Annotated in this window: 7 protein-coding genes; 5 read left to right on the top strand and 2 right to left on the bottom strand. The window is 66.9% G+C overall.

Annotated elements, in window-relative coordinates; genetic code table 11:
- Positions 1-518: 518 nt before the first annotated feature.
- Complete coding sequence (locus AC27VL_RS18160) at positions 519-1139, bottom strand: thymidine kinase (RefSeq protein WP_099819678.1); 621 nt, start codon at positions 1137-1139, stop codon at positions 519-521.
- A gap of 102 nt (positions 1140-1241) precedes the next feature.
- Here AC27VL_RS18160 and AC27VL_RS18155 point away from each other — a divergent pair, with 102 nt between their 5' ends.
- Together AC27VL_RS18155 and AC27VL_RS18150 are read left to right on the top strand one after the other, a co-directional pair.
- Positions 1242-3218 carry a UvrD-helicase domain-containing protein gene (locus tag AC27VL_RS18155; protein ID WP_100554511.1) on the top strand — a complete coding sequence of 659 codons (1977 nt, stop codon included), beginning with the start codon at positions 1242-1244 and terminating at the stop codon, positions 3216-3218.
- Between the two features lie 262 nt (positions 3219-3480).
- The gene (locus AC27VL_RS18150; RefSeq protein WP_191078502.1) at positions 3481-4005 is read left to right on the top strand and encodes a GNAT family N-acetyltransferase; all 525 of its coding nucleotides are present in this window, start codon (positions 3481-3483) and stop codon (positions 4003-4005) included.
- A 38-nt stretch (positions 4006-4043) separates the two neighbouring features.
- On the opposite strand, the gene AC27VL_RS18145 is transcribed toward AC27VL_RS18150, so the two are convergent.
- Entirely contained in the window at positions 4044-4697 is a 654-nt protein-coding gene (locus AC27VL_RS18145) for a YceH family protein (RefSeq protein ID WP_100554314.1), read from the bottom strand.
- A gap of 100 nt (positions 4698-4797) precedes the next feature.
- Here AC27VL_RS18145 and AC27VL_RS18140 point away from each other — a divergent pair, with 100 nt between their 5' ends.
- The 3 genes from AC27VL_RS18140 to AC27VL_RS18130 all read left to right on the top strand — a co-directional run bounded on the left by AC27VL_RS18140 (position 4798) and on the right by AC27VL_RS18130 (position 7484).
- The gene (locus AC27VL_RS18140; RefSeq protein WP_100461749.1) at positions 4798-5718 is read left to right on the top strand and encodes a 5'-nucleotidase, lipoprotein e(P4) family; all 921 of its coding nucleotides are present in this window, start codon (positions 4798-4800) and stop codon (positions 5716-5718) included.
- Complete coding sequence (pyrF, locus tag AC27VL_RS18135) at positions 5715-6440, top strand: orotidine-5'-phosphate decarboxylase (protein WP_488767729.1); 726 nt, start codon at positions 5715-5717, stop codon at positions 6438-6440. Before AC27VL_RS18140 ends, pyrF begins: the two co-directional genes overlap by 4 nt.
- A 219-nt stretch (positions 6441-6659) precedes the next feature.
- Positions 6660-7484: a S1 family peptidase gene (locus AC27VL_RS18130; RefSeq protein ID WP_488767727.1), complete on the top strand. Its 825-nt coding sequence runs from the start codon at positions 6660-6662 to the stop codon at positions 7482-7484.
- Positions 7485-7797: the final 313 nt, after the last annotated feature.

The following is a 7797-nucleotide window of genomic DNA, read 5'->3' as shown; positions in this document are numbered from 1 at the left end:
GTCCGGTTGCGGGGGACGCCGGAAACCCATCCTTGGGGGCTTGGCCGCGGCATCCATGCCGCGGACACCCCCGCAACCGGACCCACCCCGCCTTCGACAGATTTCCGCGATCTGTCGGGATGGCATGGCCTGCTCTTGGTGGGTGTCGACCACGCTGCTGTTGGTGGGTGTCGACCTTGGTCGACACGTAGATCCACGCCATGCGTGGATCCTCTTCAATCCCAATTCGAAATATTCGAAATATTCGCTTTCGATAGAGATTCGTCCACGCACGGCGTGGATCTACCAGACACCGGGAAACTGTCAGAGGTGGGGTGGTGTCGGATTGCGGGGTGTCCGCGGCATGGATGCCGCGGCCAAGCCCCCAGGGATGGGTTTACGGCGTCCCCGCTATCCGACACCGCCCCGCCATCCCACCGAATGCCAGCTGTTGCTGTTGCTGTTGCTTCTGAGGTTGCCGGCCAGCGGCCGGCACTACCGCGTCGGCAGGTGCAGGGCGCAGCCCTGCCGAAAAACCCTTACAGCGGCAGCGGTGCCTGCGCCGGATCGATCCGACCCTCGCCCCGGGTGATCTTCTTGAACTCGGCGCGGCTGACCGAGACGTAGCGCTCGTTGCCGCCGATCTCCACCTGCGGGCCGTCCTGCACGGCATGGCCGTGTTCGTCCACGCGCACGGTCATGGTCGCCTTCTTGCCGCTGTGGCAGATCGTCTTGATCTCCTGCATCTCGTCGGCCCAGGCCAGCAGGTATTGGCTGCCCTCGAACAACTCGCCGCGGAAATCGGTGCGCAGGCCATAGCACAACACCGGGATGCGCAACTGGTCGACCACCTCGCTGAGCTGCCAGACCTGGCTGCGGCTGAGGAACTGCGCCTCGTCCACCAGCACGCAACCCAGCGGCCCGTTGGCCTGCAGATCCTGCGTGACCCACTGCTGCAGGTCGGTGTCGCGTTCGAAGGCCATGCCGTCGGCGCGCAGGCCGATCCGCGAGGCGACCACGCCCGCGCCGGCACGGTCGTCCAGGCGCGGGGTCAGGATCGCCACGCGCATGCCGCGCTCGCGGTAGTTGTGCGCGCTCTGCAGCAGGGTGGTGGTCTTGCCGGCGTTCATCGCCGAATAGTAGAAATAGAGCTTGGCCATCGGCCGATTGTACGACGCCACCCGGCACCGGCCGAAGCCGTTCAGCAAGCCCACCGGCCGGCGGCTGTGGCCGCCACCAACGCCCGCTACAATCCCACTCCAATGCACGGTCTCAATCCCCCCCAAGCTGCCGCCGTCCTCCACATCGAAGGACCGCTGCTGGTGCTCGCCGGCGCCGGCAGTGGCAAGACGCGTGTGATCGTGGAAAAGATCGCCCACCTGATCGGCTGTGGCCGCTACCCGGCCAAGCGCATCGCCGCGATCACCTTCACCAACAAGTCGGCCAAGGAAATGCGCGAGCGCGTGGCCAAACGCCTGCGCGAGCAGGATGCCGATGAAGTGACCATCTGCACCTTCCATGCGCTGGGCCTGAAGTTCCTGCAGATCGAGCATGCCGCGGTCGGGCTCAAGCGCGGTTTCTCGATCTTCGATGCCGATGACGCGGCCGCGCAGATCAAGGACCTGATGTACGGCGCCAAGCCAGACGACATCGAGGACATGAAGAACCTGGTGTCGCGCGCCAAGAACGCCGGCCTGTCGCCGGAGCAGGCGATGGCCGCTGCGCGCAGCAACCGTGAAAAGGAAGCGGCCGGCATCTACGAGCGTTACCAGCTGCGCCTGAGCGCGTTCAACGCAGTGGACTTCGACGACCTGATCCGGCTGCCGGTGCAGATCCTGGAAGAGAACCCGGACATCGCGCTGGCCTGGCGCGAGCGCATCGGCTATCTGCTGGTCGACGAATGCCAGGACACCAACGATGCACAGTACCGCCTGCTCAAGCAGCTGGCCGGTGACAAGGGCAACTTCACCTGCGTGGGTGATGACGACCAGTCGATCTACGCCTGGCGTGGCGCCAACCCGGAAAACCTGCAGCAGATGGGGCGCGATTACCCGGCGCTGGAAATCATCAAGCTGGAGCAGAACTACCGGTGTTCCAACCGCGTGCTGCGCGCAGCCAACGCGTTGATCGCCAACAACCCGCATGAGCATCTGAAGAAGCTGTGGAGCGACCAGGCTGACGGCGAGCGTATCCGCGTGTGGGAGTGCCGCAACAGCGAGCACGAGGCCGAGAAGGTCGCCGCCGAGATCGCGTTCGTGGCGCAGACCCGCAACGTACCGTGGAGCGATTTCTGCATCCTGTTCCGTGGCAATTTCCAATCGCGCCCGCTGGAAAAGGCGATGCAGCTGCTGCGCATTCCCTACCACCTGAGCGGAGGCACCATGTTCCTGGAGCGCCAGGAAGTGAAGGACACGCTGGCGTGGCTGCGGTTGCTGGTGAACCCGGACGACGACACCGCGTTCCTGCGTGCGGTGCAATCGCCCAAGCGTGAAGTCGGTGCCGGCACCCTCGCCAAACTGGCTGAACTGGCCTCGGAAAAAGACATGCCGATGGCACAGGCCGCCGAGGCGATCGGCGCGCTGCAACAGTTGCCACCGCGCGCGGCCAACAGCCTGGCGCGCTTCACCGACATCCTGCGTGACCTGCGCGCGCAGACGCGGCAGATCAGCTCCGGCGACATGATCCGCAAGGTCGCCAAGGAATCGGGCCTGCTCAGCGAACTGCGGCAGCAAGCCAAGGAAGAAGCCAGCTACCAGCGTCGCGCCAACAACATCGAAGAACTGGCGCAGTGGTTCGAGGGCGGCCCGCGCGGCGCTACCGCTGCCGATCTCGCTGGCCAGCTGGCGCTGCTGTCGCGCAGCGACAAGGATGAGGGCGGCAACCAGGTGCGGATGATGACCATGCATGGTTCCAAGGGTCTGGAATTCCCCTACGTGTTCATCGTCGGCTGCGAGGATGGCGTGCTGCCGCACCAGGTCAGCCTTGACGAGGGCAACCTGCAGGAAGAGCGGCGCCTGCTGTACGTGGGCATCACCCGCGCCAAGATCCAGCTGTGGATGAGCTACAGCAAGCTGACCCGCAAGTTCGGTGAGCACGTGCGGCTGAAGCCGAGCCGCTTCTTCGAGGAGATTCCGGCCGAGGAGATCCAGCGCGATGGCGCGGATCCGGTGGCGGATGCGGCGCGGAAGAAGGAGCGGGCGACGGCGGGGTTGGCGGCGATCGAGGCGTTGTTCGACTAAGGCGTTCCAACGGCGCCGCCCCTCCGTGGTGGAGCGCGCGCTGGCTCCGCGGTGTGGCCGGTCGGGGTGGGTCCGCGGGGGACGCCGTGAACCCGTCCCTGGGGGCTTAGCCGCGCCATCCATGGCGCGGATACCCCCGCGAACCCACCCCGACCGGCCTCTGACAGATTCCGGGCGCGTCCTGCCACGGCAATGCAAAGAAAATCAAAATCAACAGCCGGGGGCTGAGGCACAATCGGGGCTTCCGTCTGGAGGTTTGTCCGTGCAACCGATTGAAAGCGAACGCCTGCGGCTGCGGGCCATTGAACCGGACCGCGATGCGGTGCCGATGCTGGCGCTGCTCAACGATCCGGGTTTCGTGCGTTTCATCGGTGATCGCAACGTGCGCGATGAGGAACAGGCGCGCGAGTACATCGCCCTGCGGGTGCTGCACAGCTATGCGTTGAATGGCTTCGGCATGTATGCGATCGAGCGGCTGTCCGATGGCGCGTGGCTGGGCAACGCCGGGCTGGTGCGCCGTGAGGGGTTGCCGGGACCGGACGTCGGTTATGCGGTGCTGTCGGAATTCGCCGGGCAGGGCTATGCCGGCGAGGCGGCGCGGGCGGTGTTCAATCACGCACGCACGGTGCTGGGCCTGCAGGATCTCTACGGCATCACCGATCTGGACCACGTGGTGTCCGGAAAGATCCTGCTGGGTCTGGGCATGCACGAGCGCGGGGTCATTCAGCTGCCGGGTATCGACAGCCCCAGCCGCCTATACGCCACGCTCGGCGCGGCCGAGGTTTGATCGTGGTGGGTGCCGACCGTTGGTCGGCACCCACCGCCTCAGCCGCCGCGCAGCTCCGCCAGCTGTGCCTGCAACTCGGCCACGGCCGCTTCCAGCTGGGCCACGCGCTCCGCCAGGCCGGGGTCGGCCGACTCGGCACCGCCGCCACTGCTGGCGTACTTCGCTGCCAACGCCGCGCCGTCCACTTCACCGCACAGCAGGTGCATGTAGCGGTCTTCGCGCTGGCCGCTGGCGCGCGGCAGCACTACCAGCAGGGCACGCTGCTGCAGGCGCTCGATGGCGTGGCGGGCTTCGTCGGCATCCGCGAAGCGGTGCAGGCGCTCGGCACGGGTGACCAGTTCGCCAAGCGTCTGCGGCCCGCGCAGCAGCAGCAGGGCCAGCAGCACGGTCTGCTGCCGGGTCAGGTCCAGCGCGCTCTGCAGGCGGTGCTCGTAGCGGTCGGCGCGCGAGGAGAAGTGCTGGCGGGCCAGGCCCAGCGTCTCCAGCTGGCGCAACGCATGCTCCACGCTGCCGGCGCTCACGTTCATCACCGGCTCGCGGGCGGTCTTCTGGTTGGCGGCCGATTGCGCGGCATTGACCGTCAGCGGGTAGGTGTCCGGGGTGGTGGCTTCCTTCTCCACCAGGCAGCCCAGCAGGCGGGCCTGTACGGCATCCAGCAGCGGAACGTCGGGGGTCTGGGCAGGATCGGTCATGGCGGCTTCCGGAAGACAACAGGTCAACCACCAAGCATAGCCGTCCCGGCGGCGCCTTTGCCGGTAAAATGGGCCGGTATATCTGATTGCCGGTGAATCCATGCGTCGTCCTGTGTCCCTGTCTTTGACCCTGCTCGCCACCGCGGCGCTGGGCCTGTCCGCCTGCAAGCGCGTGGAAGCGCCTGCCGAAGCCGCCACCCCGCAAGCGCCGGCCGCTGCCGCCAAGGCAGACGGTGCGCTCGACGCGACCGCCAACGACAACCTCAATGCCGTGCTGTGGATGCAGCGCGCGCAGGAATACAAGGCGATCACCGAGCAGACCTACCGCGCGGCCGCCGACCACCTGGACGTCGCGCTGAAGGAAGCCCACTGGGATGCGCTGGTGCCGGAAGAGCGCGGCAACGAGGCCAAGGGCCTGAAGCCGGCCGTGGTGCTGGACGTGGATGAGACCGTGCTGGACAACTCGCCCTACCAGGCGCGCCTGGTGCGTGACGGCAAGGAATACGACGAACTCAGCTGGGACCAGTGGGTCGCCGAAAAGAAGGCCAAGGCCATTCCCGGCGTGGTCGACTTCGCCAAGGCCGCCAACGCCAAGGGCGTCACCCTGCTGTACATCTCCAACCGCGCCGTGCACCTGAAGGACGCGACCCTGGCCAACCTGCGCGAGCAGGGCCTGCCGGTGGCCGATGACAGCGTGTTCCTCGGTCTGGGCACCGTGGTCGAAGGCTGCGAGCAGGCCGGCAGCGAGAAGAACTGCCGCCGCCGCCTGGCCGGCCAGAAGTACCGCGTGCTGATGCAGTTCGGCGACCAGCTGGGTGACTTCGTGGAAGTGACCGCCAACACCAATGATGGCCGCGACGCGCTGCTGCAGCAGTACCACGACTGGTTCGGCGAGCGCTGGTGGATGCTGCCGAACCCGACCTACGGCGGCTTCGAGCCGGCGCAGTTCAACAACGATTACTCGCAGCCGCGCCAGGCCCGTCATGACGCCAAGCGTGCCGCGCTGGACTACGCGCCGTGAGCCGCGCCCCGCTGCCGCTGCGTGAAGACGAGCGTCTGATCTTCGCGCTGGACGTGCCTGACCGCGTGCAGGCGCTGGAGTGGGTCGACCGCCTTGGCGACAGCGTGGCGTTCTACAAGATCGGCATGGAACTGCTCGCTTCCGGCGAGTACTTCCAGGTGCTGGACGAGCTGGCACGCCGCGACAAGCGCGTGTTCGTCGACCTCAAGTTCTTCGACATCCCGGCCACCGCCGCGGCGGTGATCAAGCGCCTGGCGCAGTGGCCGGTCAGCTACGCCACCATCCACGGCTGGCACCCGGCGATGATGGAGGCCTGCGCAGCCGCCAACGGCGGCGACATGCGCCTGCTGGCAGTGACCGTGCTGACCTCGATGGGCCGCACGGATCTGGCGCAGATGGGCATCGACCGCGAGCCGGTGGAGGTCGTGGTCGAACGCGCGCTGGCCGCCCAGGCTGCTGGCATCGACGGCGTGATCGCCTCCGGTCAGGAAGCGGGTCCGATCCGTGCCGCGACCGGGGCCGGTTTCTCGATCGTCTGCCCGGGCATCCGCCCCGGTGGCCCGGCCGGCGATGACCAGAAGCGCACCGTGGGCGTGGCGCAGGCCTTTGCCGATGGCGCCGATGCCATCGTGGTCGGCCGTCCGATCCGCCTGGCGTCCGATCCGCAGGCCGCAGCACGGGCGATCCAGCAGGAAATCGCGACGGCTCTGGCCGCGCGCTGAGCCCCGCTCCGACGGCGGTCACGCCGGCACCACGAACGCCATCCCGCCGAATGCGGGGTGGCGTTCGCATTTGTGTCTGTTGCCCTGACGCACCCGACCCCAGCCCGGGAAACTGTGCGCCACATCGCGCTGCGCGGGTGGAGCGACCTCTATCAATCGATGCACCAGCACGGACCGCGGCCGTGCCGGTTCCAACCATCGATAGAGGAGTACACGGATATGTATCGCAGCACCTCTTTGCTGTTCGGCAGCCTGTTGGCCGCCGCCATCGTCTTTCCCGCTGCGGCGGCACCCCAGCCCCGCGAAGCGCCGCGCATCATCGGCGGCGAGGCCGCCAAGCCCGGTGACTACCCGTTCATGGTCAGCATCCAGCGCCTGTCGTACGGCGACAGTGACCATGGTCGCCACTGGTGTGGTGCCACACTGATTTCCCCCTCATGGGTGCTGACGGCCTCGCACTGCGTGGAGGGCGATCGCCCCGGTGATCTCGCCGTGCTGGGCGGCGTCACTGCACTGTCCACCGAACCGTCGGCACGCGTATCCAACGTCACGGCCATCCACGTGCATCCGGCGTTCAACAGCGGCAATTCGCTGGAGCATGACGTCGCCTTGATCCACCTGAGTGCGCCGTTGGCCGATGCGCAGCCGGTGGCGCTGCGGTTGCGGCCCGATGCCAGCTATCTCAAGCCAGGCAGGCAGTTCACGGTGATCGGCTGGGGCGATGCCGACATCGGCGAAGGGCGCCTCTATCCCACCCAGCTGCAGACGGTGCAGACCCCGTTTGTGCCCTTCGCCGAGTGCCAGCAGGCGTACGCGGGTGAGCTGGCACGCGGCAAGGTCATCTGCGCCGGCCGTGAGGGGATCGACAGCTGCCAGGGCGATTCCGGTGGTCCGCTGCTGCTGCGCCTGCGCGAGGGCTGGACCCAGTTCGGTGTCGTCAGCTGGGGCGAAGGCTGCGCGCTGGCGGGCTACCCCGGCGTTTATGCCCGAATCGCCGAAAAACATGCCGTAGATTTCATAGAAGCGGTCTGGCAACGCGATTGATTCAATAAAATCAATGAGTTGAATGATGTTTTGTCATGTGTTGCATTAACTTTGCGGGCAGCCTAGGATCGCCGCCATCCGGTCTTCGGGCCGGACATGCGCCACAACACTGTCCACCGGCCTTGCGCCGGTTTGAAGAGTCTGCGATCCCTGTGATCCGGGCTCTTTTTTTTGTCTGCCCGGTGCGGGGAGGCCCGTCGGCGCGCGGCATGGAGCCACCACGCAGTACGTGCCATGGCGGAAACCGTGACGCCCCGGCTTGCCGCTGTCACGTCGCAGGCCGCAAGATGCGGACCGGTCCGGGGAGTCCGAT

It is taken from the genome of Stenotrophomonas sp. 14P6.2.3 (genome assembly GCF_057799055.1).
Note: the sequence above shows the minus strand (reverse complement) of the source record. Positions and strands in the feature narration are given on the sequence as shown.

Bases quoted from the DNA above. Each gene is read 5' to 3' on its own strand.
- AC27VL_RS18130 (WP_488767727.1), top strand. From the start codon at position 6,660: ATGTATCGCAGCACCTCTTTGCTGTTCGGCAGCCTGTTGGCCGCCGCC.
- AC27VL_RS18160 (WP_099819678.1), bottom strand. From the start codon at position 1,139: ATGGCCAAGCTCTATTTCTACTATTCGGCGATGAACGCCGGCAAGACC.
- AC27VL_RS18145 (WP_100554314.1), bottom strand. From the start codon at position 4,697: ATGACCGATCCTGCCCAGACCCCCGACGTTCCGCTGCTGGATGCCGTA.
- AC27VL_RS18140 (WP_100461749.1), top strand. From the start codon at position 4,798: ATGCGTCGTCCTGTGTCCCTGTCTTTGACCCTGCTCGCCACCGCGGCG.
- AC27VL_RS18155 (WP_100554511.1), top strand. From the start codon at position 1,242: ATGCACGGTCTCAATCCCCCCCAAGCTGCCGCCGTCCTCCACATCGAA.